The 23472-nt window shown below is 62.5% G+C and carries 18 protein-coding genes; 12 read left to right on the top strand and 6 right to left on the bottom strand.

Annotated features, from left to right (window positions below):
- Positions 1-93: 93 nt before the first annotated feature.
- From NKH33_RS16790 to NKH33_RS16780, 3 genes are all read right to left on the bottom strand, one after another.
- Positions 94-885: a TIGR02186 family protein gene (locus NKH33_RS16790; RefSeq protein WP_352448631.1), complete on the bottom strand. Its 792-nt coding sequence runs from the start codon at positions 883-885 to the stop codon at positions 94-96.
- Positions 885-1808: a sulfite exporter TauE/SafE family protein gene (locus tag NKH33_RS16785; protein WP_023676949.1), complete on the bottom strand. Its 924-nt coding sequence runs from the start codon at positions 1806-1808 to the stop codon at positions 885-887. The genes NKH33_RS16790 and NKH33_RS16785 overlap by 1 nt, the downstream gene beginning before the upstream one ends.
- 191 nt (positions 1809-1999) lie before the next feature.
- On the bottom strand, positions 2000-5860 hold the full coding sequence (locus tag NKH33_RS16780) for a peptidoglycan-binding protein (protein WP_352920658.1): 3861 nt from the start codon (positions 5858-5860) through the stop codon (positions 2000-2002).
- 549 nt (positions 5861-6409) lie between these two features.
- On the opposite strand from NKH33_RS16780, the gene NKH33_RS16775 reads away from it, so the two are divergent.
- The 7 genes from NKH33_RS16775 to NKH33_RS16745 all read left to right on the top strand — a co-directional run bounded on the left by NKH33_RS16775 (position 6410) and on the right by NKH33_RS16745 (position 15361).
- Entirely contained in the window at positions 6410-6871 is a 462-nt protein-coding gene (locus NKH33_RS16775) for a MerR family transcriptional regulator (protein ID WP_023677331.1), read from the top strand.
- A 237-nt stretch (positions 6872-7108) separates the two neighbouring features.
- Complete coding sequence (locus tag NKH33_RS16770) at positions 7109-8905, top strand: acyl-CoA dehydrogenase (protein WP_352541292.1); 1797 nt, start codon at positions 7109-7111, stop codon at positions 8903-8905.
- A gap of 237 nt (positions 8906-9142) precedes the next feature.
- A complete protein-coding gene (locus NKH33_RS16765) occupies positions 9143-10312 on the top strand; it encodes an acyl-CoA dehydrogenase family protein (protein WP_352920656.1) in 1170 nt (389 codons plus the stop codon).
- 31 nt (positions 10313-10343) lie between these two features.
- Entirely contained in the window at positions 10344-11552 is a 1209-nt protein-coding gene (locus tag NKH33_RS16760) for an acetyl-CoA C-acetyltransferase (RefSeq protein WP_352541294.1), read from the top strand.
- Between the two features lie 12 nt (positions 11553-11564).
- Positions 11565-13784: a 3-hydroxyacyl-CoA dehydrogenase NAD-binding domain-containing protein gene (locus NKH33_RS16755; protein ID WP_352920707.1), complete on the top strand. Its 2220-nt coding sequence runs from the start codon at positions 11565-11567 to the stop codon at positions 13782-13784.
- An 81-nt stretch (positions 13785-13865) separates the two neighbouring features.
- The gene (locus NKH33_RS16750) at positions 13866-14510 is read left to right on the top strand and encodes a S24 family peptidase (protein ID WP_352813678.1); all 645 of its coding nucleotides are present in this window, start codon (positions 13866-13868) and stop codon (positions 14508-14510) included.
- Positions 14511-14521: 11 nt separating this feature from the next.
- Entirely contained in the window at positions 14522-15361 is an 840-nt protein-coding gene (locus NKH33_RS16745; RefSeq protein ID WP_352920653.1) for a thermonuclease family protein, read from the top strand.
- Here the strand turns inward: NKH33_RS16745 and NKH33_RS16740 are convergent.
- Positions 15324-16979 (bottom strand): lysine--tRNA ligase, encoded by a 1656-nt coding sequence (locus NKH33_RS16740; RefSeq protein ID WP_352685723.1) that lies wholly within the window; start codon positions 16977-16979, stop codon positions 15324-15326. The genes NKH33_RS16745 and NKH33_RS16740 overlap by 38 nt on opposite strands.
- Before the next feature lie 238 nt (positions 16980-17217).
- Here NKH33_RS16740 and NKH33_RS16735 point away from each other — a divergent pair, with 238 nt between their 5' ends.
- A complete protein-coding gene (locus NKH33_RS16735) occupies positions 17218-17628 on the top strand; it encodes a tellurite resistance TerB family protein (protein WP_023677339.1) in 411 nt (136 codons plus the stop codon).
- Positions 17629-17642: 14 nt separating this feature from the next.
- On the opposite strand, the gene NKH33_RS16730 is transcribed toward NKH33_RS16735, so the two are convergent.
- Positions 17643-18494: an ABC transporter substrate-binding protein gene (locus tag NKH33_RS16730; protein ID WP_352501702.1), complete on the bottom strand. Its 852-nt coding sequence runs from the start codon at positions 18492-18494 to the stop codon at positions 17643-17645.
- A 271-nt stretch (positions 18495-18765) separates the two neighbouring features.
- Between NKH33_RS16730 and NKH33_RS16725 the strand changes: the two genes are divergently transcribed.
- The 3 genes from NKH33_RS16725 to NKH33_RS16715 all read left to right on the top strand — a co-directional run bounded on the left by NKH33_RS16725 (position 18766) and on the right by NKH33_RS16715 (position 20998).
- The gene (locus tag NKH33_RS16725) at positions 18766-19497 is read left to right on the top strand and encodes a helix-turn-helix transcriptional regulator (RefSeq protein WP_023677341.1); all 732 of its coding nucleotides are present in this window, start codon (positions 18766-18768) and stop codon (positions 19495-19497) included.
- A gap of 97 nt (positions 19498-19594) precedes the next feature.
- Positions 19595-20233: an acyl-homoserine-lactone synthase gene (locus NKH33_RS16720; protein WP_023677342.1), complete on the top strand. Its 639-nt coding sequence runs from the start codon at positions 19595-19597 to the stop codon at positions 20231-20233.
- A 15-nt stretch (positions 20234-20248) separates the two neighbouring features.
- A complete protein-coding gene (locus NKH33_RS16715) occupies positions 20249-20998 on the top strand; it encodes an enoyl-CoA hydratase-related protein (RefSeq protein WP_023677343.1) in 750 nt (249 codons plus the stop codon).
- 24 nt (positions 20999-21022) lie between these two features.
- Here the strand turns inward: NKH33_RS16715 and ppk2 are convergent, their stop codons facing one another.
- On the bottom strand, positions 21023-21925 hold the full coding sequence (gene ppk2, locus NKH33_RS16710) for a polyphosphate kinase 2 (protein WP_352766989.1): 903 nt from the start codon (positions 21923-21925) through the stop codon (positions 21023-21025).
- 197 nt (positions 21926-22122) lie between these two features.
- Between ppk2 and NKH33_RS16705 the strand changes: the two genes are divergently transcribed.
- Complete coding sequence (locus NKH33_RS16705; protein WP_352685727.1) at positions 22123-23385, top strand: sensor histidine kinase; 1263 nt, start codon at positions 22123-22125, stop codon at positions 23383-23385.
- The last annotated feature ends 87 nt before the right edge of the window (positions 23386-23472 follow it).

Here is a 23472-nt window from a genome sequence, read left to right as displayed (position 1 = left end):
TTCTGATTTGGGGAGCAGCAGCTCGTGTCCGGTCGGGCCGGGGGTCGCGGTCTAACCCATACCCTCGGAAAGGGAAACCACTTTTACGAGAGTTCAGTCTTTCCTGAACACCAGTCTTCCGAGCCAGCCGGTCAGCATGGCAAGCGATACGGCAAAGACACCGTAGAGGAAGGAATAGTCGTGCGCGACGCGGAAGATCGACTGTTCGAAACCGGACTTGCGGATTTCGAGCTGGGCGGAGCTTTCCTTGATGAACAAGCCGCTCTTGAACAGGAAGGCGCGGGCCTTATGGGTGCCGACCGGAACGTTTGGGGCGAGCCTGACGGTGGCGCGGAACAGGTTCTGCGACAGGAACTGCACACCGCCGACATTCTCGCTGTAGAGGCCGGTCGCCGCCTTGCGTTCGCGCAGCGCGGCGGTGAACTCCTCGATTGTCGCCGGGCTGTCCTCCGCGTCGGCCGGCTGCAAATAGAGGTTGGAGGCGCCAAGCGACAGCTGCTTGTAGCTGTTCGGATCGGTGACGTCCTGCAGCGGCCGCGTCGTCGCCACCGAATAGGAGACAGGTACGTTTTTGAAGGTCTCCGACTCCAGATTGACCCAGACGCCGAGCACCCGGTCCTTGCGGCGCACGACGACCGGCCGAGCCGGGCCTTCCAGCACGACGATCACGTCGTAGCGCCCTTGCCGCGCGACAAGCGGATCGGCATTTTCCAGTGAGCCGAAAATGGTCAGGTCGGCGCCGGAAAAGCCGGCGGTAATCGAGACATTGTCGGTGGAAAGGCCGATCTGGATGTTTTCGGTTAGTGGCGCCTGCGCCTTCGCCGGTGGCGCAGCAGCCAGCAGCGACAGCAAGACGGCGGCCGCGAGCGTCCTTAGGCCGGCCATCAGCTCAGGCCCACGCCGGACAGAGAATAGAGATTGGGCGGCGTGACGAAAAGATCGATGGCAAGCCGGATGGCTACCGCCAGCACGAGCAGCGCCAGCAGTGCCCTGAGTTGCTCGCCCCGCAGCCTCTGACCAGCCTTGGCGCCATATTGCGCGCCGGCGACGCCGCCTGCCATCAACAGGAAGGCGAGCATGACGTCGACCGTCTGATTGGTGGTGGCGTGGACCAGCGTGGTGTAAGCCGAGGTGAAGATGATCTGGAACAGCGAGGTGCCGATGACGACGTTGGTCGGCACTTTCAAAAGGTAGATCAGGGCCGGCACCATGATGAAGCCGCCGCCGACGCCCATGATCGAGGACAGGAAGCCAATCGCCGCGCCCAGCCCAAGCACCGGAATGACGCTGACGAAGAGCTTCGAGGCCCTGAACCGCATCTTCAGCGGCAGGCGGTGGATCCAATTATGCTGGCCGGATTTCTTCAACACCGGTGCGGCGCCGCTGCGAGTAGCGCGCAGCGCATTGACGCTCTCGACCAGCATCAGTCCGCCGACGGTGCCGAGCAGCACGACGTAGAGCAGCGAGATGAACAGGTCGAGCTGGCCGAGCCGGCGCAGGAGCGCAAAGACATAGATACCACCAGTCGAGCCGACGATGCCGCCGGCTAAAAGCACGCCGCCAAGCTTGAAGTCGAGCGTGCCGCGCTTCATGTGCGACAGGGCGCCGGAGAAGGAGGAAGCGATGACCTGGTTGGCGCCCGTGGCGACCGCGATTGCCGGCGGTATGTTGTAGAAGATCAGCAGTGGCGTAATGAGAAAGCCGCCGCCCACGCCGAACATGCCCGACAGGAAACCCACCGCCGCACCCATGGCCAGCAGCACGAAGATGTTGACGGAAATTTCCGCGATCGGGAGATAGATGCCCACCCGTCAGTCTCGATCAGTTTGCCTCCTGGCGAATGCAACCGTTGCGGGCATTTTGCGTCAGAAGGCTATCTCGTTCTTGCGCCGGCCGGGCCGTGAAGTCAAACTTCGCCGCACCGCCGAAACAAAAAACAACTCAATCAGTTAACAGGCAAATCTGTGGCAAGGGCGTCGCGGAAACGACGCATCCGCCGTTATTTACGCGCAAGCAGCGCCTTGACCAGCTTTTCGTCGATCGCGCCGGTTGCCTTCATATCGTTGTCGGCCTGGAAGGCCATGATCGCGTTCTTGGTTTTCTGGCCCATCATCCCGTCGGGATTGCCGGCCTCGTAGCCGTTCTTGTTGAGAATGCGCTGGATGTTCTGGACCGCTTTCGTCATGTCGATGCCGGCGGTCGTCTGCGGTGTGCCGTCCTGCCACGATTCAGGAACGTCGGCCGAATTGGCGGTTGGATCGAGCGGCTTGGCCTTCCACAGTTCAGCCGCGGCCCGCGCACGCTCCAGCTGCTCGGGCCTCAGTGCTTTGGCGATCTCGTCGCGCTTGGCCGCCGCATCCTTGTCGCCGGTATTGGCGACGAGTGCGAACCATTTGTAGCTCTCCTCGAGGTTCTGCTTCATGCCGACGCCCTTCGCCGCGAGGATGCCGAGATTGAACTGGCTATCCTTGACACCGAGATCCGCCGCCGCCTGGAACCAGCGCGCTGCCGATTCATTGTCGGTCACGCCATCCGCCGCCATCGCAAACAGCACGGCAAGATTGTGCATCGCGCTGGCATTGCCCTGCGCTGCGGCAAGCTGGTACCAGGTTTTCGCTTTCTTGATGTCGCGTGCGACGCCGATGCCCTTCTCGTAGAAATTGCCGATGCGGTATTCTGCCGGCGCGAAACCGAGTTCGGCAGCTTTCTCATACCATTTGGCCGCCGCCGCCATGTCTTCTTTGACGCCGCGAGACTCGGCGTAGCGCGAGCCGATCTCGAACAGCGCCTTGGCGTCGCCGCCCGCCGCTGCATCGCGCAGGGCGGCCGGACCGGCATCGGCCGGAACGTCGATCTTGGCAACGCCTGCCGCGGCAGCATCCGCCGGTGGCACCGTGCCGGTCGAGTCCTGCGTCGCAGCGGTGGCTATAGCAGGCGCGGCAGCCATTGGCTCGGCGTCGCTGGCCGTCGCCGCTGCCGGCGTGGGCACTGCGGCCGCGGAGTCTTGCGCCGCCAGGTCAGCGGGCTCCGCGGAAGCCGAGGGCGCCGTCGATGTCTCGGCTGCCGGTGTAGCGGGGCCGGTTTGCGCCGCCGTGTCGTCCTTGGTCATCGATGCGGATGGCTCTGCCTGCCTGACGGTGGGCGACGGCGCGCTCTCCTGTGGTGTCGTCTGCGCGTCCGCCTTCGGCTCGCTGGCAACGCTGGCCAAATTGGTTTCCACCGGCTGTACGGCCACGGCCGGTGCCGCCTCATTGTTGGTAACTTCGACCGGGTCGGAGAAGAAGGCTTTGCCCAGTTGCAGGCCAGCAAGCGCCAGCATGATGGCGATTGCCCCCATCAGGATCGGCTTGCGCCGCGCCTTGAGCAGGTCGCCGATCCTGAGTGCCTTGACCGGGCCTTTCATCGTCGACTGGCGCTTGAGGGCGTCCGCCTCGGCAGCCGCCGCTTGCGCAGCCCGTCTGGCTGCCGCAATGAAGTCCGATTTTGCCGCCTCAGCGCCGCCTTCCCGGGTCGGCTGCCCGCGCTCGTCGCGCACGCGCTTCATGATGGCGCTGAGGTCGGGTGCGCCGGAGCCGGGTTCCAGTGGCCGGTTGGCGAGCTTGGGGTCGAGGGGCTCGTCGAGATCGACGCTCGGTATCTCGGCGCTCTGCGCCGAGCCTGCAAGCGGCGGCATCTCGGCGTCCTTCTTGCCCTTCAAGGCGCGCGCCAGCCCGCCTAACATCGATTTCCTGCCGCCGCCTTGCTCGGATTTTTCACGCGTCGTGTCTGAACCGAGAGCCGCCAGGGCTGCTGCGGCGGCGGCCTCGGCTGGCGTACGCGGACCTGGCTCGTCGCGCACGAGCGCCGCGGCGCGGCCGTCGAGATCGGCCATGCTGCCTGTCAACGGCAGCGGCTGGTCGAGGTCCATCGACGGTGCGTCCTGTATCGAGATCTTGGATGGCCGGCCGAAACGCTTGCTCAACTCCGCGCTTGCCGGTTCGCCCGTCTCCAATGAACCAAGCCTGTCAACGATCTTGAGCAGCGTATCGTGGATAGCCTCGAACGTTCTCGAATTGCGCTCGTCCGAACGCCGCGTCAGTGCCTCGAGCGTCTTCAGGTCCTGGGCGAGGCCGGTAACGGCCGCCGTGTTGGCGCTTGATCCGGCCAGTGAGCGGACGGCGCTCTCAGCCGCCTCGCGCGCCGCGCCGAGGATGGAATCGCGGGTTCCGGCCAGCGACTTCTCGATTTCGTTGAGACGCGGGCTGATGTCGTCGAATTCCGGCAGCGGCGTGCCAGGCTTGGAAAGATGCGCCGTCAGGCCGGCGACCTGCGCTTCAAGACTGCGGATCAACGCCGGGTCGATGCTGGCGACCTGTGCCGCGGACGAATCCAGCCGGCTTGAGATGTCTTCGAGCCGGCTCTCCAGGCCACGGATCGCCGCCTCGTTGGCGGGATCTGGAACGCGCGTCTCAATCCGCTTGGCCAGCGCGGTGAAGCGGGCGTCGATGGCATCCATGATGCCGGCGCTATCGACCTGCGGCATGCGCTGGTCCAGCCTGTCGGCGACCTCGTCCAACCGGCGCTCAAGGTCGCGAAACAGCATGTTGCCTTGTTCGATTGCGTCGCCCTGGCGACGTTCCATCATGCTGGACAGCACGTCGAAGCGCTGCTCGAGCCCCTGGAAGATGTAGTCGGCGTCGGGCATGGCAGGTGCGTGGTCGATCTTGTCGGCAATAAGCGCGACTTGCCTGGCAAGGCGCTCCATCGCCTGTTCCGGCAGATTGGCTCGGCCGGCCAGTTCATCCACGCGGCTCGACAATGTGTTGAGACGGTCGATGACCTCCCGACCCGGACGATCCTGCGACACTTCTTCGATTTGCTGGGCCAGTGAATCGATCCGCTTCTCGATGCGTTCGAAGGGCTCGGGGTCGAACGAATTGGCTTGCGCGGCAACCGTCGAGGCGACGATCGCGCGGGAAATCTCGTCGAGCCGCTCGTCGATCTGACTGAATGTGTCGCCGCCGCGATTGTCCTGCTGGCGGGCGAAATGGTCGACCGCTCCGGCAAGCGTGCGGACCTTTTCCTCGAGCGAGCGCAGCGACAGCGATTCCGGCAGATTGCTGACGGCATTGCTGATCTGTTCGAGCCGCTCCGTTAGCGCCGACAGGCCGGGTGCATCGGAACGCTTGCGCTGATCGGCCTCGACGCGATCCTCGAAAGCGTTCCAGCGGCGGTCGAAATCGTCCCAGCGGCGTCCGACCGCCTGCACGCTCTCCTCGCGCGCCAGCGTATCGAGCGCGGCTTTGACCTGCTCAAGCTCGAGCCGCAGCATATTGACGCTTCTGTCGTCGCTTTTTTCGGCCAGTGTCTGGATGGCGCCGGAAAGCCGCTCGAATTCGACGCTGAGTTCGGCGCTGCCTTTGCCGCCGCCATTTGACTGGAAGGCTCGCTCAATATTCTTGCGCAGTACCTCGAACTCGCGTTGCAGGCCGGAGGTCATCTGCTGGCGCAACTCTTCGCGCAGGCCGCGCAATTCGCCGGCGATCTTGCCGGCTAGGGCGACGCCGTCCTCCTGGCCCCGCACCCGGTCGATATCGCGGGCGATCGCCTGGTAATTCTGGTCGAAAGCCGCTGCTGGACCTTTCGGCCGCTGCGCGCGTGGATCCTCATACCGGCGCTGCTGGCCATAGGGTTGGGCGCTGGGATAGCGTGGTTCTGCCGCTGGTCGGCGCGGATCGGCGTGGCTTGCCGTCTCCTCGCGCGTCCGCTCCAGCCGCTGCTCCAGAGTTTCCAGGGAGCGGTTGAGCTCTTCAAGCGTCGTGTGCGGCCGGCGTTGCCTGCCGGCGTTGAGTGTATCGAGGTAGGACCGCTTGCTGTTCATCAATGCGCCCGTTCAGAATTGCTGGCTTTCACCAGGTTCCCAAAGTCCTGCCGGGACGAAGGCGACTGCTTGGCTTGTTGCAGTGGAAGACGAGCTTCCCGGTCTCATCCGCGCTCCGAAAAACCGTGAAAAATTCAGTACAGGATAGACACGGGTAACCGACATGCGCACATTTCGCCCCAACGTGGTAAACAACGCGTTAACCAAGCTTAAGAAGTTGCAACTTTGTCGGCTGGCTGCCGACGGCGCGGGTGTCTTTTTTGGACGCGCAAAAGACGTTGTAGAATTTTGATCAGCCGCATGATCGCTCCCGAAATCGGCAACGACCTTTTAGGTTGTCCGCTGGTGCTGCGGCATAAAGTTGCAAGACCAGAACACTCTTGCGTGCTGAGGCGGCTATCGATATAGAATTGACGTAAACGTAAATGAGCGGATTACGCCGTTTGCGATTTGTTTGTTGAAACCACGAGTGGAAGCACGCCCCCGCTTTCACTCAGGCGACGCAAGGTCGGCGACCGCGACGCCACCAGACGGGGAAAGCCAGTGACCATGAAACTTATTTCGCCCGGCCAAGCCGCGGCCAACACCAACGATATGTCGAGCGAAGCCGGTGAAGAGCTTGTCCGCATCGGCGAAATGGCCAAGAAATACGGAGTGACGCTGCGTACGCTGCGTTTCTATGAGGACAAGGGTCTGCTCAACCCGCAGCGCGACGGCTCGACCCGTCTTTATACACGCCGCGACAGGGCCCGGCTGAAGCTGATCCTGCTTGGCCGCAAGGTCGGGTTCTCGCTGCGTGACGTCAAGCAGATGATGGACCTCTACGATCCGAACGGCTCCAACACCAAGCAATTGCGGCTGGCGCTCGACAAGTCGGAGAAGCAGCTTGCCCGCCTGCAGAAGCAGCGGGCGCTGATCGACGATGCCATCAGCGAACTGAGTGCTTCGATGTCGACCGTCCGGCAAATGCTGATCGAGCGCTCGACGCCGCAGGCCAGTGTGGCGAGCTAAACTAAGCTTTCGATTTGTGACGAATAAGAGCCGCGCGGCTTTCGCTGCGCGGTTTTTCGTCGTTTGCCGTGCTTTGTCGTTTGTCGTCCTGGCGCGCGGGAGAAAATTTACCTCAGCACAGAATTGACGTTTACGCAAACGTCAATATTTGTTATCTCGACCACAACGTTGGTCCGTCTGCCATCCTCATATGCTGGGGCTGATTTCGGGGCCAAGACCGCATGGTGGAGGAAACGCATGCCGATCTACAGAGCGCCGGTCCGGGACACGCTGTTCGTGCTGAACGAAGTGCTGGGATATCAGCGTTATTCCAATCTTCCCGGATTTTCCGACGCCACACCGGATGTGCTCGAGGCCATCCTTGCCGAGGGCGCGAAGCTCGCCGAAAACGTGATGCAGCCGCTGAACCGCGTTGGCGACGTGGAAGGCTGCATGCGCCATGACGACGGTTCGGTAACGACGCCGAAAGGCTTCAAGGAAGCTTTCGACCAGTATCGCGAAGGCGGCTGGATGGGGCTCGCGGCACCTGTCGAGTTTGGCGGGCAAGGCTTGCCCTACGCGGTGCACACTGCGGTTGCCGAATACATGGTGTCGGCCAATATGTCGCTGATGATGTATGCCGGCCTGACGCAAGGCGCGATCGCTGCGATCATCACCCATGGCACCAAAGAGCAGAAGGCAACATGGTTGCCGAAGCTGGTCGAGGGCGCCTGGACCGGCACCATGAACCTGACCGAGCCACACTGCGGAACCGATCTTGGCTTGCTGCGCACCAAGGCCGTCCCAAATGGCGACGGCACCTACAGGATCTCCGGTCAGAAGATCTTCATCTCTGCCGGCGAGCATGACATGTCGGACAATATCGTCCATCTGGTGCTGGCCCGTATCGAGGGCGCGCCGGATGGCGTGAAGGGCATCTCGCTGTTCATCGTGCCGAAGCTCAAGCTCGATGCCTCAGGCAATCCGGACGAGAAGAACACCGTCTCCTGTGGCTCGATCGAGCAGAAGATGGGTATCCACGGCAACTCGACCTGCGTCATGAATTACGACGACGCTGAAGGCACGCTGCTCGGCGAGGCCAATGGCGGGCTGAAAGCAATGTTCACCATGATGAATGAGGCGCGGCTTGGCGTCGGCCTGCAGGGCCTCTCGCTATCGGAGGTCGCCTATCAGAATGCGGTTTCCTACGCCAAGGACCGTCTGCAGGGCCGCTCGCTGTCAGGACCGAAGGCGCCGGACAGGAAGGCCGATCCGATCATTGTCCATCCGGACATCCGCCGCAGCCTGATGACCATGAAGGCGTTCAACGAGGCCGGGCGCGCGCTGGCGCTGTGGACGGCAATCAAGTCAGACATCGCTCACCGCTCCGGTGACGACAAAGATCGCCAGGTCGCAGACGACTATACCGGCCTGATGACGCCGGTGGTCAAGGGCGTGCTCACCGACAAGGGTTTCGATCACGCGGTAATGGCGCAGCAGGTGTTCGGCGGCCACGGCTATATAGAAGAACACGGCATGAGCCAGTTCGTCCGCGATGCCCGCATAGCCATGATCTATGAGGGTGCCAACGGCATCCAGGCGCTCGATCTCGTCGGCCGCAAGCTGGCCTTGAATGGCGGCCGCGCGGTCCAGGCCTTCTTTAGGGAAGTCGGAGAGTTCTGCGAGGAGAACCGCACCGACGAGACGATGGCGCCCTTCACCAAGGCGCTTAAAAAGGGCCTCAACGATCTGCAGGCGGCGACGATGTGGCTGGTGCAGAACGGCATGGCCAAGCCCGACAATGCCGGTGCCGCCTCGACCGACTACATGCATCTCTTCGGCCTGGTGGCGCTGGGCTATATGTGGGCCCGGATGGCCAGGGTGGCCGCAGCGAAATTGGCTGATGGCGCTGACGGCGCTTCGTCTTTCTACGACAACAAGCTGGTGACGGCGCGCTTCTTCATAGAGCGGATCATGCCGGAGACGTCGGCACATCTTGCCCGCATCTCCAGCGGTGCCGACACATTGATGGCACTGCCGGCGGAAGCGTTCTAGCTTCGGCGTTCCCCTCCCCTCGAGGGGAGGGTGGCCCGAAGGGCCGGGAGGGGTCCTGCGTGCAGTGCGCCGACCTCCATTCTGGTGCATGCCTTGGAGGAAAATGATCGCAATGCCGTGGCACATGGCGCAGGTTGTAAAAGATAAGGTCGAGCAAGTCATCGGCGACCCCACCCGGCCGCTTCGCGGCCACCCTCCCCTCGAGGGGGAGGGGAACGTCGGCGCGAGGGAGAAACCATGACCCACCCCGCCGAAATCCTTGGCCTTCCCAAGCCCGCCTGGGCGGCGGACGAGGTCGGCATGCTTTACGACATGGCGCACCGCTTCATGTCGGAAGAGATCGCGCCGCGTTACGACGAGTTCGAGAAGAACGAAATGGTCGACCGCGAGAGCTGGCTGAAGGCGGGTGCTGCCGGCCTGCTGTGCGCCTCGATGCCGGAGGAATATGGCGGATCGGGCGGCACCTTCGCGCATGAGAGCGCCATTATCGAGGCGATCGGCCATGTCGGCGTCGACGGGTTCGGCATTGGCCTGCACAATTCGATCGTTGCCCCCTACATCCTCCATTACGGCTCGGACGAGCAGAAGAAGAAATGGCTGCCGAGGCTGGCGACCGGCGAGCTGATCGGCGCCATCGCCATGACCGAGCCCGGTGCGGGCTCCGACCTTCAGGGCGTCAAGACGCGCGCCGAAAAGGACGGCAACCAGTACAAGCTCAACGGCTCGAAGACCTTTATCACCAACGGCCAGCTCGCCAATTTCATCATCGTCGTTGCCAAGACCGATCCTGAGAAGGGCGCCAAGGGCATCTCGCTGATCGTCGTCGAGACCGACGAGCTGGAGGGTTTCGAGCGCGGCCGCAACCTCGACAAGATCGGCCTCAAGGCCAACGACACGTCGGAACTGTTCTTCAACGACGTACGTGTGCCGACCTCGAACCTGCTCGGCAACCACGAAGGCCAGGGCTTCGTCCAGTTGATGCAACAATTGCCGCAGGAGCGGCTGCAGATCGGCACCACTGCTATTGCCATGGTCGAGCGGGCGCTGGCGCTTACCATCGACTACGTCAAGGAGCGCAAGGCCTTCGGCAAGGCCATCATCGAATTCCAGAACACCCAGTTCAAGCTTGCCGAATTGAAGACCGAGGCGACCATCGGCCGCGTCTTCTATAATGACTGCGTTGCCCGCCACATTAACGGCGGCCTCGACCCGGTGACCGCTTCGATGGCCAAATACTGGCTGTCAGACCTGCAAGGAAAAGTCGTCGACGAATGCCTTCAATTGCATGGCGGCTATGGCTACATGAATGAATATCCGATTGCGCGCATGTTCCGCGACGCCCGCGTCCAGCGCATCTACGGCGGCACCAACGAGATCATGAAATTGCTGATCGGGCGCTCGCTCTGAGCGAGTTTCAGCAAACCCAAGGAGCAGGAAAATGGCCGAAGCTTATGTCTATGATGCCGTGCGCACGCCGCGCGGCAGGGGCAAGAAGGATGGCTCGCTGCACGAAGTGCCGGCGGTGCGGCTCGGCGCCAAGGTGCTCGAGGCCATCCGCGACCGCAACGGGCTGGACACCGGCACCGTCGACGACATCATCTTCGGTTGTGTCGATCCGGTTGGCGAGGCGGGTGCGGTCATTCCACGTGCCGCCGCTTTCGAGGCCGGCTACGACACCAAGGCGCCTGGCATGCAGATATCGCGTTTCTGCGCCTCGGGCCTCGACGCCATCAATTTCGGCGCCGCCAAGATCGCGCAGGGCGCCGACGAGGTCGTCATCGCCGGTGGCGTCGAATCGATGTCGCGCGTCGGCATGGGCGCCTCCGGCGGCGCCTGGTTCATGGACCCATCGGTCGGCCTACCCGGCTGGTTCGTGCCGCAAGGAATCTCGGCCGACCTGATCGCCACCAAATACGGCTTTTCGCGCGACGACGTCGATGCCTACGCAGTCGAAAGCCAGAAGCGTGCCGCCAAGGCGTGGGGCGAGGGCCGCTTCAAGAATTCGGTGATCTCGGTCAAGGACCAGAACGGCCTGACCATCCTCGACCATGATGAACATATGCGGCCCTCGACCGACATGCAGTCGCTTGCCGCGCTCAACCCGTCCTTCGTCATGCCCGGCGAAATGGGCGGCTTCGACGCCGTCGCCGTGCAGAAGCATCCCGAGGTGGAACAGGTCAACCACGTCCACCATGCCGGCAATTCCTCCGGCATCGTCGATGGCGCGGCGGCCGTGCTGCTCGGCTCGAAAAAGGCGGGAAAGACGCTCGGCCTCAAGCCGCGCGCACGCATCCGTGCGTTCGCCAACATCGGCTCCGAACCGGTGCTGATGCTGACCGGCCCCGTCGACGTCACCGAGAAGCTGTTGAAGCGGGCGAAGATGAAGCTGTCGGACATCGACCTGTTCGAGCTCAACGAGGCCTTCGCTTCGGTGGTGCTGCGCTACATGCAGGCTTTCGACATTCCGCATGACCGGATCAACGTCAATGGTGGGGCCATCGCCATGGGCCATCCGCTCGGCGCCACCGGTGCGATGATTTTCGGTACGGTGCTGGACGAATTGGAACGCCGCGACCTCAACACCGCGCTGGTGACGCTTTGCATCGGCGCCGGCATGGGCACTGCAACGATCATCGAACGCGTCTGACGGAGAGAGATGATGAGCTACACCAATTTCACCCTCGACATCGACGCCGACGGCATTGCGCTGGTCACCTGGGACATGCCGGACCGTTCGATGAACGTCTTCACCGAGGAGGTGATGCTCGAACTGAATACCATCGTCGACAAAGTGGCGAGCGATGCAGCGATAAAGGGCGCGGTGATCACCTCCGGCAAGGATACGTTCTCGGGCGGCGCCGACATCACCATGCTGCAGAAGATGCTGGCGACCCTCGCCGCCGACAAGGCGAAGGACCCGGAGAAGGCGACCAAGGCCCTGTTCGACAATGCGGGCACCATGAACGGCCTATTCCGCAAGCTGGAAACTTCGGGAAAGCCATGGGTTTCGGCGATCAACGGCACATGCATGGGTGGCGCGCTCGAATTGTCGCTCGCCTGCCATGGCCGTGTCGCGGCCGATTCAGACAAAGTGAGGATGGCGCTTCCCGAAGTGAAGATCGGCATTTTTCCGGGCGCCGGCGGCACCCAGCGCGTGCCGCGGCTGACCGACCAGCAGCAGGCGCTGCAAATGCTGACGTCCGGCCAGACGCTGTCGCCTCAGAAGGCCAAGTCGATGGGCCTGATCCATGAGATTGCCGAGCCGGACAAGCTGGTCGAAACCGCCAAGGCGATGATCAGGAACGGCTTGAAACCGGTGGCGCCATGGGATGAAAAGGGCTTCAAGCTGCCCGGCGCCCCGATCTATTCGGTGGCCGGTGCCAATCTGTGGCCCCCGGCCATCGCCATTCTGCGCCGCGAGACCTATGGCAATTATCCCGCCGCTGCCGCCATCCTGAAATGCGTCTATGAGGGCCTGTTGGTGCCGTTCGACACCGCCTTGCGGATCGAGCAACGCTATTTCACCGAGATCATGCAGACCAGGGAAGCGGCAGCGATGATCCGTTCGCTGTTCGTGTCGCTGCAGGAACTGAACAAGGGCGCGCGCCGCCCGGCCGGTGTGCCGGAAACGAAGTTCAAGAAGATCGGCGTGCTCGGTGCCGGCTTCATGGGCACCGGCATCGCCTATGTGACGGCCAAGGCCGGCATTCCGGTGGTGCTGCTCGACCGCGACATAGAGTCCGCCGCCAAGGGCAAAGCGCATTCCGACAACCTGATCTCGGATCAGGTCAGGAAGGGCCGCGCCAAGCCAGAGGACAAGGAAAGATTGCTGTCGCTGATCACGCCGACGGCCGATTACGCCGATCTTGCCGGCTGTGATCTTGTGGTCGAGGCGGTGTTCGAGGACTCGGCCGTCAAGAAGGATGCCACCGAACAGGCCGAGGCTGTGCTCAAGCAGTCGGCGATCTTCGCCTCGAATACGTCGACCATACCGATCACATCGCTGGCCAGGAATTCGGCGCGGCCAAAGAATTTCATCGGCATCCACTTCTTCTCGCCGGTCGACAAGATGATGCTGGTCGAGATCATCCTCGGCAAGAAGACCGGCGACAAGGCGCTGGCCACCGCGATCGACTTCGTCCGCGCCATCAAGAAGACGCCGATCGTCGTCAACGATACGCGCGGTTTTTACGTCAATCGCTGCGTACTGCGCTACATGTCGGAAGCCTACAAGATGCTGATCGAAGGTGTTCCGGCGCCGATGATCGAGAATGCGGCGAAAGCCGCCGGCATGCCGGTCGGTCCTCTGGCGTTGACCGACGAGACCGCGATCGACCTTGCCCAGAAGATCATGAAGCAGACCATGCGCGACCTCGGCGACAAGGCGGTCGATCCGAAGCAGATGGCGCTGATCAACACGATAGTCGACACGCATGGTCGCTTGGGCCGCAAGAACGGCAAGGGCTTCTATGACTATCCGGCAAAACCGGCCAAGAAGAAGCTGTGGCCAGGCCTCAGGGATCTCTACCCGCAGCTGGCGCCGGAGCAGGTCGATTATGAGGAACTGAAGCAGCGGCTGCTGGTCACCATCGCGCTTGAGGCGGTACGGGTGATGGAAGAGGGCATCGTTACCGACCCACGCGAGGCCGATGTCGGCTCGATCCTGGCCTTCGGCTTCGCGCCCTATACAGGCGGTGCACTGTCCTACATCGACGGCATCGGCGCTAAGAAATTCGTCAAAATCGCCAAGCGCCTGCAGAAGAAATACGGCACCGAGTTCAAGGCGCCGAAGCTGCTGCTTGATATGGCCGAGAAGGGCGAGACCTTCTACGAGCGCTTCGATCCCTATACCAGGGACGAGGCCAAGGAGGCGGCCTGACGCCGTCTTCGGCGGTGGACAAGATGGCGGCCAAGGGGTAGAACAGAGAAGGTATTTTTTCCTGTTTCGAAGGAGAGCAAGGTGCTCTCGCACGACCGCGTTTGGGCCGCCATCGACGCTCTCGCCGAGCGTTATTCGCTTTCGGCCTCCGGACTGGCCAGGCGCGCAGGCCTCGACTCGACCGCCTTCAACAAATCGAAGCGGCTGTCCTCAGATGGACGGCCGCGCTGGCCGTCGACCGAATCGCTGGCCAAGATCATTGAGGCGACCGGCGCCTCGCTGGACGAATTTGCGGGGCTGGTCGAGGGTCGGGGTAATTCCGGCGCACTACCCGTGCAGAGATCGTCGGTGCCGCTGCTCGGCTTCGCCCAGGCGGGCGCCGGTGGCTTCTTCGACGACGCCGGGTTCCCAGCGGGGCAGGGATGGGACCTTATCGAGCTTCCGGCACGGGCAACCGAAACCTCCTATGCCTTGAAGGTCCAGGGCGATTCCATGCTGCCGCTCTATCGCAATGGCGATGTCCTGATCGTCGAGCCAGGGGCTACCATACGAAAGGGTGATCGCGTCGTCGTCAAGACCAATGCCGGCGAGGTGATGGCCAAGGTGCTCGACCGCCAGACACCGAGGTCGATCGCGCTGGTCTCCCTCAATCCCGATCACCCGGACCGCGACATCCCCATGCACAATATCGAATGGGTGGCGCGGATTGTCTGGGCAAGCCAGTAGGCGCGGGGCCGGTGCGTCTGCCTCACCTTGCCTGGGCTGTTCTGGCGATCCCGGCGATGGCCACGGCAATTGTCGCCGGCGGCCGCGCCGTCCAGAGCGAAGGCGGCGGCCCCTGGGAGCAAATCCAGGTCGGCGCTGAACCTCAGCCCGCCGCGCCGGCTACGTCGGCCATCCCGAAACCAGTTCCGGCCAAGCAGGCGGCGCATTCGAGGGCAATCGATCCAGAAATCGTGGTGCCGCCGCAGCCCGGTTCCAACGAGCTTGAACGGATAGAGCCGCGCGCCCCGTTGAGCGATCTGGCATTGGCCGCACCGCCCAAGCCGCCAAAAACGAAAATGCCTGACGACTGGAAAGGCACGAAACTATTCCAGCCCGTCGCGTCGGCCGCCGGGGTCATCGAAGCAAAGGGCTATTCGATTGCGGTTTCCGGTATCGACATCGTCAAGCAGGAGGAGACTTGCACCGACGGCGGCGAGTCCTGGAATTGCGGCATTCGGGCGCGAACGGCCTTCCGCGCCTTTCTCCGCAGTCGTGCGGTGGTCTGTGCCGTGCCGCCCGAAGGCGGTCGTGATCTGATCGCCGCCGAGTGCCGGATCGGCAATCAGGATATCGGCCAATGGCTGGTCGAAAATGGCTGGGCGCGCGCCGCCAAGGGCGGCCCTTACGCAGAAGCCGGCGAGAAGGCGCGTGCAGCAAAAAAAGGCGTCTTCGGGCCGGCGCCGAGCGTTTCAGGCCTGCCGCCGCTCCCGGCTGCTGCGTCGCGATCCGCGCCTGTAGCGCCTAGCTCGATCCTGGAGGAGCAAGACGGCGTCCTCATGCCGCCAGTTGACCAGCCAGCGCCCGCTGAATGAGCTCGCGCGTTTCGGCGATGCCGTAGAGCGCGGCGAAGGAGCCGAAGCGCGGTCCGCGTTCCTGACCTATCAGCACCTGATAGATCATCTGGAAGAAGGCGACGGAGACACCGGGTCCGCCCTCCGGGCTCTGCTTGGAATGGTCCTGGTAGCGCTCGATCTTGCGCGCAACATTGAGGGCAGCGTTCTGGATTGCCTCGCTGTCGGCATCAGCCGGCAGCGCGGCGAGCGCTACCGAAAGCTTGGTCAGCGCCTCGCGCTCGACCGCGTCGGCAGCACGGTACACTTTCGCCGGCTTCACGAAATCGTCGAAATAGCGGATGGCATATTCGGCCAGCCGGTCGAGCTCGGGATGGGTTGTCGGCGTCACACCCGGCGCGTGGCGCGAAATGAAACCCCACAGCACGTCCCTGTTCTGCGCATTCGAGGCGCTGACCAGGTTGAGCAGCAGCGAGAACGGAACCGGCAGGTCGACTGCCGGGGGATTGCCGTCATGCATGTGCCAGACCGGATTGCCCAGCCGCTCCTTCCAGTCCTGCCTCTGATAGGCAGAGAGGAACGTGTAATATTCGTCTACCGCCTTCGGGATGACGTCGAAATAGAGCTTCTTCGCGGTTCGCGGGCGCTGGAACATATAAAGGCTAAGGCTCTCGGTCGGCGCGTAAGTCAGCCACTCGTCAATGGTCAGCCCATTGCCCTTCGACTTCGAGATCTTCTGGCCGTTCTCATCGAGGAACAGCTCGTAATTGAAGCCCTCCGGTGCCGGAGCATCGAGCGCGCGGCAAATCTGCCCGGCGAGCTTGACGGAATCGATCAGATCCTTGCCGGACATCTCGTAATCGACGCCGAGTGCTGCCCACCGCATCGCCCAATCTGGCTTCCATTGCAGCTTGGCATGACCGCCGGTCACCGGCGTCTCGAAGCGCTCGCCGGTGTCCGGGTCGCGCCACACGATGGTGCCGGCGTCGAGCTTGCGCTCGTCGATCGCGACTTGCATGACGATGCCGGTCTTGGGATGGATCGGCAGGAAGGGCGAATAGCTCAGCGCCCGCTCCTCGCGCAGCGACGGCAGCATAATTGCCATCACCTTATCGAAGCGCTCGAGCATCTTGAGCAGCGTCGCGTCGAAGCGGCCGGAAGTATAATAGTCGGTCGAGGAAGCGAATTCGTAATCGAAGCCGAAACGGTCGAGGAAAGTGCGCAGCCGTGCGTTATTGGCGGCGCCGAAGGACGGATACTCATTGGAGAACGGGTCCGGTATCCTGGTCAGCGGCTTGCCGAGGTAGGCGCGCAGCATGTCCTTGTTAGGCACATTGTCAGGCACCTTGCGCAATCCGTCCATGTCGTCGGAGAAGCACAGCAGCCGCGTCTTGACCTTGTCTTCAGTCAGCACGCGGAAGGCGTGGCGCACCATAGATGTGCGCGCCACCTCGCCGAACGTGCCGATGTGCGGCAGGCCGGACGGGCCGTAGCCGGTCTCGAACAGCACCGTTTCCGGGTAGCCGCTGCTCGCGTAGCGGGCGGCGATCTTTTTCGCTTCCTCGAATGGCCACGCCTTGCTTTCGGCGGCGGCGGCGAGGACTTCCGGGCTGAGATCGATCGGCTGTTGTTCGGCCATGATGCTATTCCTGCAACGTTGCCAGCATCGATGCCGGCAGCCGCATGCTCTAGACCATGATCCCGAAAAGTGGAACCCGGTTTTCGGGCAGGACCGTGATCAGGCAAGAAGCCCCCGTCCCGATAGTCAGGATGGATCAACTTCCAAGGCGTGATCGGAGCGCCAACGATCGCGGCTGTTTTTCCTTGCGGCGCCGGTCCCTCGTTCCTAACTTCGGGACCATCTCAAGGAGTTGTAAATGCCATTGTCGCCACACGAAGCCATGATCTACCTGATGGTCATCACCTCGGCGTCAGACCGCGACATGACCGACGTCGAACTGGCGCGGATCGGCGACGTCGTTCGATCCTGGCCGGTGTTTGAGGATTTCAACCAGGAGCGGCTGGTCGAGGTCGCCCAGGCCTGCCAGAAAATGCTGCATGAAAAGGATGGGCTGGAGGGCGTCCTGGCGCGCGTCGCCGAGGCGCTGCCCGAACGCCTGCGTGACACCGCCTATGCCGCCGCCTTCGAGGTCGCAGCTGTCGATCTCGAAATGCGCCTGGAGGAGGTACGCGTTCTGCAGCTCGTCCGCCGGGAACTCGACCTCGATGCGCTGACGGTCGCCGCCATTGCGCGAGCCGCCAAGGCCCGCCTTCGCACGCTGACCTGAGCCGGCGGCCAAGCTCAGAAAAAACTGACGGGAAAATAGCGCAGATAGAACTCGGCGAACGTGCCTTTCACCGAGATTTCCTGCAGCGCGTAGTCGAAAGCGGCGGCCAGTGCCGGATCGTCGGCCCTGGTGGCGATTGCCATGCCTGAGCCGAGATATTCGGGCGCCAGATAGGGGCCGCCGGCAAAGCGGCAGCAGCCCGCTGCATCCGAACCGCCGAGCCAGAAGGCGAAACGCATGCCGTCGCCGAAGGCGGCGTCGATCTTGCCGGCTTTCAGCTCGCCATAAAGCTCCTCCGGCTTTGCGAACGGGACGATTTGGACGTCGCCGAAATAATCGCGCAGCACCCGCTCGTGCGCGGAGCCGGCGATCACGCCGACACGCTTGCTGCGCAGCTTGTCGAACATTGGTTCGGTCAGCGCCTGTGTCTTCAGCATGATGAAGCGGGCCGGAAATTGCAGGTAGGAGCGTGAAAATGCGTATTTCGACCGCGACTCCGGCGTCGCGGCGATGCCGGCAATGATCGCTTCGCCCTCGCCTTTCCCGAGCGCACCTTCGAGCTCGGCCCAGGGCAGCGCCTGGATCTGGCATTTTTCGGCAACGCCGAGCTCGGCGCAGATGGCGCGCGCCAGGTCGACATGGAAGCCCGACAGCCGGCCTGCCCCATCGAGGAAATTGAACGGCGGGAAATCCGTGGTGGTCAGGAATCGCAGCCGCGGCAGCATCGAAAGGTCCGGCTTTGGCAGCCGCTCCTTGGCGTCCCAGAACACGGGCACCTGCGGCTCCGCGGCGAGCGCAGCAGCCGCAAGCGATTGCGCTCCGATCAATATCGAGATCAATGAAATGGATATGCGCCGAAACGCCACGCGACGACTCCGTTCGGTCTTGCCCCGGCTTTCGTACGAAATAACACAGGTTTTTGTACGAAAAAAACACAGGTGCGACGGTTTTTGGTTTCATCATTGCAATTTAGGGATATTGTTTAGTGAGTTTGCAAGTGACTGCGTGATGCCGGCTGAAGAGGAGCAGTAGGACGCACGGGGGAGGCAGCTTTGCAGTCCGGGGTTGATGGCGTGGTGCGGGTTGATCACTGCCATTGGCCTCAAGAGCGGAAGGCAACATGGGGTAGATGTTGCGATGGGTCATTTCGATCGTACGCTGGAGTTGATAGATCAGTTGCAGCACGCCGGCACAGCCGCCGCCGTCTGCGAAAAGCTGTTGGGGGTAACAAGCGGGTTCGGGCTGACGGCGCTGATGGCCGGGACGGTTCCGCAACCTGGCACGCCGAGAAACCAGCAAAAGGACCATGTGCTGCTCTGCGACTGGCCGGCTGAATGGCTTGAGCGCTACGTCGCGCGCAACTACGTCGATCACGACCCCGTCGTCAGCCACATGAAGCAGCTTCAAGCGCCATTCCAGTGGCGGGAAGCATCTCAGGGCATCCGCATCGGCAAGAGCGGCGGCGAGGTGATGGGCGATGCCGGGGAATTCAAGCTGCGCGACGGGTTGGCCTTCCCGCTAATCACGCTCGATGGCCAGATCGTCATGGTGTCGCTAGGCGGCGAGGCTGTCGAATTGTCGAGCGCCGAGTTCGGGTTGGTGTCGCTGGTCTCGACTTATGCGATTGGCCGCGCAATGCAGCTCCACACCATGGCGGGCAAAACCATCGATCATGTCGAATTAACGCCGCGTGAGCGCGAATGCCTGCAATGGGCTGCTGTTGGCAAGTCCGAATGGGAGATTTCACAAATTCTCGGCATTTCGGAACACACGTCAGAGAAACACCTTCTTAACGCCAAAAGCAAACTCGGTGCCGTCAACCGGGTCCAGGCCGTCGCGGAAGCGATAAGGCGCGGCTATATTAACTAGGTCGGCCGCGCCGGCCTAGAAATTCTTGCTTGCGTGATCGCGTAATTTTTTTGGGAAAGCACGGCCGTATCTTCCTATTGAAACTAGGAGACGGCAAATGCTTTTTTCCCTCACAACCCAGGAATTGATGGAACGGCCCGACCTCTGGGAGGCAGTTCATCGTTTGCGTTACAGAGTTTTCGTCGAAGAGATGGGATGGACCGATCTGCAGCGCCCTGATGGCCTCGAGATCGATCAATTCGACCACGACGAGGCAGTGCACCAGATCGTCATCCGCAATGGCGAGCTCGCCGGTTATCAGCGGATGTTGCCGACAACCCGGGCCCATCTTCTAACCGATGTGCTGGCGGACCTTTATGAGGGAACCCCACCGTCGGGCCCGAATGTCTATGAACTGACCCGCTATGCGGTTGCGCCGGGATTCCGCGACGGTCGGCGCGGCGTGTCGACGGTCGGCACCGAGCTGATCGCCGGCTTCGTCGAGTGGGGTCTGAAGCGCAACGTCAACCAGGTGATCATCGAATTCGAGCCGATGTGGGTGCTTCGCGCGCTGCAGCTGCATTTCCTGGCAACGCCGCTCGGTTACCAGCGTACCTATGGCAACCAGCAGGTGGTTGCCACACTGCTCACCTTCAACGAGCACACGCTCGACGTGGTGCGTTCGCGCCGCAACCACTTTGCGCCGGTGCTGGCCAGAGGGTATCCGGACATGCTCGGACAGAGACGCGCCTCGTGAGATTGGAGAGAGGCCATGAACGTTCACTCAAAAGCAGAATTCCGCAATCACACGCTGATCGTCACGGTATCGTCGGGTGACGGCCGCCCGGTGCTGGACAGGCGGGCCTATGAAAGCCTGGCCAGGACATTCCACGAAGCCGCTGTCGACGACGACGTCCGCGTAGTGGTCCTGCGCGGCTTGGCCGGGTGCTTCTGCCTCGGTGCCGATTTCTCCGAATTTCTCGACGCCACCAAACATCGGCGACTGATCGCCGCCGTCACCGATATGTTCCGCACGCTGGCGACGTTTCCGAAACCGGTCCTTGCCTGTGTCGACGGCGACGCCGTCGGCGTCGGTTGCACCATCCTGTTCCACTGCGACATGGTGATCGCCTCGAGCAAGAGCACGTTTCGGGTGCCGTTCGTCGATTTCGGCCTGGTGCCGGACGCGGCGACCAGCATTCTGGCGCCGCAGAAGCTCGGCTATGCCGGGGCGTTCCGCTTCTTCTGCCTGGGCGACACGCTCGCCGCCGAAGATGCCAGGGCACTGGGCCTTGTCGGCGAGATTGTGACGGACGGCAGCGTCGAGGAAGCCACGTTGGCAAGAGCCAGGCAACTCGCCAAGAAGCCTGTCGCGGCGCTGCTACAGACGCGCGACCTGCTTAGGGGCGACACCGGCGCGCTCTGCGACCGCATCGATCAGGAGATCTCGCTTTTCCAGCAGGCGCTGCAGGACGACACCACGCTGAAGCGACTGCAGCGGATTGCCCGGCTGGCGGCATGAGAGCCGCGTATCGATGAGGTGAGCTTATTTTTCGAGGAAAGTCGGCCCTTCGCCGATGATCTTCTTGTCCTCCTTGCCGATGACGTCGAGGTCGCGGCCGTCATAGGGAAGCGAAAGGAGAATGCGCTGCATGACGGCCAGCCGCGCGCGCCGTTTGTCGTTCGCCCGCACAATGATCCAGGGCGCGAACTCCTTGTGCGTGCGCTCGACCATCAGGTCGCGCGCTTTGGTGTATTCGTCCCATTTGCTGATGCCGGCGATGTCGATTGGCGAAAACTTCCAGCTCTTCAGCGGGCTCCAGCGGCGGTCGTGGAATCGCTCGAGCTGCGTTTCCCGGCCGATGTTCAGCCAGAATTTGAAGAAATGTATGCCCTCGTTGCGAATCATCCGCTCGAAATGCGGAACCTCGTCCAGAAATTGCTCGTGCTGCTCGGGCGTGCAGAATCCCATCACCGGTTCAACGCCGGCGCGGTTATACCAGGAGCGGTCGAAGGTGACGAATTCGCCCGACGTCGGGAAGTGGTCGACGTAGCGCTGGAAGTACCATTGTCCAAGCTCGGTGGGCGTTGGCTTGGTCAGCGCCACGTTGCGCGCCGTGCGAGGATTCAGATACTGGCGCAAAACGAAGATCGTGCCGCCCTTGCCGGCAGCGTCGCGCCCCTCGAACAGCGACATTACCCGCCTGCCTGTCGACTGCAGCCACGCCTGCGCCTTGACCAGCTCGATCTGCAGCTTCTCTAGCCTCTCGTCATACTCCTCGCTCTTCATCTTCTTGTCGTAAGGGTAACCGCCGGCAGTGAGCTTGCGGTCCTCGACCCAGTCGGGAAGCGCGGGGGCCTCGATGTCGAACGCCCTCTCCTTGCCGTCGATCATGATCTTCAGCGGCCCCGATGAGGGTGCGGCGGGGCTTTCGTTGGCGTTTTTCATCGAGGCGAACCTTTCCAGCTTCCGGACTCGTGCTATTGGGAGCCTTACTGCATCGGCCCGAAAATCGGAATCGATTTTCGGAAAGAACGATGCAGCAGATAAAGAGGTAGAGCGTCCTTTGTGCGCCCAATTGGACGCACTGCGCTCTAGCGCCGGTCCAGCAAGAAGTTCTTGAAGTGGCCGCAGACGGAGCGCAAATGGCCGACATCGGCACAGAGCGGAGAGGCAGGGCGCAAACCGTCGCCATGCGGCTGTGGAACAGCCGCTGGCTGCTGGCGGCCGGTCTCGTTGCGGTTCTGATGGTCTATGGTTTTGCCGGCATGTCTGGCTATGTGGTGCTGCTGGCTGGCGCCGTGCTGGTTGCCGCTGCGATGCTGCCGGCCGGCATCGCCCGCCAATCGACCGAAAATGCCGCGGCCATCGAGTCGGGCGTGCAACAACTTTCCGGCGAATATCTCGCGGCGGCGGTTGCCGATCCGCTGATCATTTTCGATCGCTCCGCCGCCATCGTCCACGCCAACGCCGCTGCCTTTGCCGCCTTCGGTGGGATTGCCCCCGGCATGTCGCTGTCGCTGAAATTCCGCGCGCCGGAAATGCAGGCCTTGCTGGATAGCATCTTGGCGGGCAACGTCGCTTCGGACAGCGTCGACTACATAGAAAAGCTGCCGGTCGAACGAGCCTATCGGGTGAGCGCGTCTTCAGTCGGCCATGCCACGGATCTCTACGTGCTGGTGTTCAAGGACCAGAGTGAGGCGCGCCGGATCGACAGAATGCGTGCCGACTTCATTGCCAATGCCAGCCACGAGCTGCGCACGCCTCTCGCCTCGATCGCCGGCTTCATCGAGACGCTGCGCGGGCCGGCCCGCAACGACCCCGCGGCGCGCGAGCAGTTCCTGCAGATCATGCAGAACCAGACCAGCCGCATGGCGCGCCTCATCGACGACCTTCTGTCGCTGTCGCGCCTGGAGATGAAGCCCTATCTCAAGCCGGGAACCGAGGTCGATCTGCGCCAGGCCATCGACAGCGTCATCGATTCGCTTGGGCCGCTCGCAAAGGAAAACGGCGTCGTCATCGAGCGTGATTTCGCGGAAGGGCCGCTCGACGTGCCCGGCGATCGGGACGAGCTTTTCCAGGTCTTCGAAAACCTGCTGGAAAACGCCTGCAAATATGGTCAGTCGGGCGGACGTGTCGTGGTGTCGATCATACGCAGCGACAGCGATCCCGAACCGGGCATCGACGTCACCATCAGGGATTTCGGCCCCGGCATCCCCGAAGAGCACATCCCGCGCATCACCGAGCGCTTCTACCGTGTCGACGTCGAGAACAGCCGAACCCAGAAGGGCACCGGCCTTGGCCTGTCCATCGTCAAGCATATCCTGACCCGCCACAACGCCAGACTCTCCATCAGGTCGGAGGTCGGCAAGGGTGCGGCGTTCACGGTCCATTTGCCGGCTCGCTAGCGTAGTACTATCTCTAGCACATAATGGGCCGTTTCTTTTTTCTGTCATCCGGCTAGCGTATCAGCGGGGATTCGAGGGAACGACTCA

Origin of the sequence: Mesorhizobium sp. M1182 (assembly GCF_040318335.1) — a bacterium.
GTDB lineage: Bacteria > Pseudomonadota > Alphaproteobacteria > Rhizobiales > Rhizobiaceae > Mesorhizobium.
This window is presented reverse-complemented; position numbering and strand designations above follow the sequence as displayed.

What these genes read in the sequence shown, in the direction of transcription:
- NKH33_RS16790 (WP_352448631.1), bottom strand. Translation starts at nt 885, where the DNA reads ATGGCCGGCCTAAGGACGCTCGCGGCCGCCGTCTTGCTGTCGCTGCTG.
- NKH33_RS16780 (WP_352920658.1), bottom strand. Translation starts at nt 5,860, where the DNA reads ATGAACAGCAAGCGGTCCTACCTCGATACACTCAACGCCGGCAGGCAA.
- NKH33_RS16775 (WP_023677331.1), top strand. Translation starts at nt 6,410, where the DNA reads ATGAAACTTATTTCGCCCGGCCAAGCCGCGGCCAACACCAACGATATG.
- NKH33_RS16770 (WP_352541292.1), top strand. Translation starts at nt 7,109, where the DNA reads ATGCCGATCTACAGAGCGCCGGTCCGGGACACGCTGTTCGTGCTGAAC.
- NKH33_RS16765 (WP_352920656.1), top strand. Translation starts at nt 9,143, where the DNA reads ATGACCCACCCCGCCGAAATCCTTGGCCTTCCCAAGCCCGCCTGGGCG.
- NKH33_RS16760 (WP_352541294.1), top strand. Translation starts at nt 10,344, where the DNA reads ATGGCCGAAGCTTATGTCTATGATGCCGTGCGCACGCCGCGCGGCAGG.
- NKH33_RS16755 (WP_352920707.1), top strand. Translation starts at nt 11,565, where the DNA reads ATGAGCTACACCAATTTCACCCTCGACATCGACGCCGACGGCATTGCG.
- NKH33_RS16740 (WP_352685723.1), bottom strand. Translation starts at nt 16,979, where the DNA reads ATGGCCGAACAACAGCCGATCGATCTCAGCCCGGAAGTCCTCGCCGCC.
- NKH33_RS16735 (WP_023677339.1), top strand. Translation starts at nt 17,218, where the DNA reads ATGCCATTGTCGCCACACGAAGCCATGATCTACCTGATGGTCATCACC.
- NKH33_RS16725 (WP_023677341.1), top strand. Translation starts at nt 18,766, where the DNA reads ATGGGTCATTTCGATCGTACGCTGGAGTTGATAGATCAGTTGCAGCAC.
- NKH33_RS16720 (WP_023677342.1), top strand. Translation starts at nt 19,595, where the DNA reads ATGCTTTTTTCCCTCACAACCCAGGAATTGATGGAACGGCCCGACCTC.
- NKH33_RS16715 (WP_023677343.1), top strand. Translation starts at nt 20,249, where the DNA reads ATGAACGTTCACTCAAAAGCAGAATTCCGCAATCACACGCTGATCGTC.
- ppk2 (WP_352766989.1), bottom strand. Translation starts at nt 21,925, where the DNA reads ATGAAAAACGCCAACGAAAGCCCCGCCGCACCCTCATCGGGGCCGCTG.
- NKH33_RS16705 (WP_352685727.1), top strand. Translation starts at nt 22,123, where the DNA reads ATGGCCGACATCGGCACAGAGCGGAGAGGCAGGGCGCAAACCGTCGCC.